The following is a 1,808-nucleotide window of genomic DNA, read 5'->3' as shown; positions in this document are numbered from 1 at the left end:
AAATTGGCTGCACCGCCTTGAGTCCGCGACGGATGGCAGGGTTGCTCTTGCGGGGGCGCCGTATATACCTCCTTGTAGGCTTAACTTCGGCATCCATGCCTCAGATACCCCCGCAGTAACAACCCTGCCACCCGTCGCTATTCCTTCCAGTTGCCAAGGCCTCCTGCAAAAAATAGGAGTCTGGTAGACACAACCACCGATTCTAGTGACGGCTGCCGGGTAGACCTGTCCGGGGAAGTCCGCAACATGGATGTTGCGGCCTAGGCTCCATGGATGATGTGATGGTCTCCTCCCCTTCATTAACGGCGTCACAATGCGCCAAAATAGATAACCATCTATTTGAAGAGATCGGAGGAGATCTCAAGAGGAGGAGACCATGATTAAGCATACTGTGATTGGGCTGGATTTGGCAAAAAACAGCAACGCATTGGTAGCCTACTCGCCAGCGGGCAAAGAACTGTGGCGCAAGACCTATTCTCGAGCCAGGATGCTGGACAGGCTGGCCCAGCAAGAGTTCTGTATCGTAGTCATGGAAGCCTGCTCCGGCGCTCATTTTGTGGCTCAGCGGGTTCAGCAGATGGGGCACACCGCCGTCCTGTATCCGCCCAAGCATGTCAAAAGCTATCAACGCGGACAGAAGAATGACTACAACGACGCTCGAGCCCTGGTGGAGGCCCACCAGCATGGGCACCTGCGTCCGGTGCCGATCAAAACCGTTGCGCAGCAAGATAACGCCTTAATCCTTCTTCAGCGCAAGCAACTGAAAGAGGAGCAGGTACGTCAGGGGAATCAGATCCGAGCGCTGCTGGCCGAACGAGGCATCACATTGCCCAAGGGCGTGAGCACCCTCAAGGCAGCACTTCCTCTGGTGCTGGAGGATGCCGAAAACGGATTAACCGAGGTGGTACGACATGTTGTGGCTAAGGCCTATGAGCGCTATCTGGCCGTGATCAAAGAGCAGGCCTGGTATGACCAGACGCTGAAGAGTCAGGCCCAAACCAACAAGGTATGCCAACGCCTGTGTGACGCACCGGGTATGGGGCCCATTGTAGCCAATGAACTGCTGAGCTGGATGGGTGACGGCCAACAGTTCAAACGAGGTCGAGATGCCTCTGCGGCCCTGGGTCTGGTGCCAAGGCAATACAGCACGGGCGGACGAGAGGTCCTGCTGGGTATCACCAAACGGGGCAATCGCCATGTGCGATCCCAGGTGATCAACGGAGCCCAGGCGGTGTTGAGGTGCGCCGCGAAGAAGGAGGATGCGCTGAGCCGCTGGGTGATGAGGATCAAGGCAAAGCATGGGCACAACAAGGCGGTTGTAGCCCTGGCCAACAAGCTGGTTCGGATCGCCTGGGTGATTATTGCGCGAGGCGAGCGCTATCAGCCACGTCTGGCTAATTAGATCAGAGCGATGAGCGTAATATATCTGCACTGAGTTACGCAGTACCGATCCAACCCAAGGTTGCGAAGGCAACGGACACTTGATGTCACTAACAGGTCAGACCGGCCTATCGAAAACCTGGTGAATCCAAAGGCTCTTGAAGCCGCTAGGATGATAAGGACGATAGGCGCGAATGGTCATCAAGGCCAGAAGCCCGAACAGAGGCTTCATCAACAGGCCGGATATATGGCAGCAACCTGTCCCTGACTTTAAGATCTGAGGCCTTGCAAGCGGGGAGGAGACCATATATGGATTCACGGCGACCCCGGAGAGGCTCACCCGGTGCCTGTCACGGACTCATGCCATATCACTTGCCACGCTTGCGTTTGGCCTTTAGCGCGCTTCGCGCATCTTTATAGCCTTGCCA

1 protein-coding gene is annotated in these 1,808 nt (G+C 56.2%); it reads left to right on the top strand.

Annotation, left to right across the window (positions count from 1 at the left end):
- Positions 1–376 precede the first annotated feature (376 nt).
- On the top strand, positions 377–1,402 hold the full coding sequence (locus tag V6D20_14700; GenBank protein ID HEY9817029.1) for an IS110 family transposase: 1,026 nt from the start codon (positions 377–379) through the stop codon (positions 1,400–1,402).
- The last annotated feature ends 406 nt before the right edge of the window (positions 1,403–1,808 follow it).

This window comes from Candidatus Obscuribacterales bacterium, from assembly GCA_036703605.1.
Lineage (GTDB): Bacteria > Cyanobacteriota > Cyanobacteriia > RECH01 > RECH01 > RECH01.
This window is presented reverse-complemented; position numbering and strand designations above follow the sequence as displayed.

What these genes read in the sequence shown, in the direction of transcription:
- V6D20_14700 (HEY9817029.1), top strand. Translation starts at nt 377, where the DNA reads ATGATTAAGCATACTGTGATTGGGCTGGATTTGGCAAAAAACAGCAAC.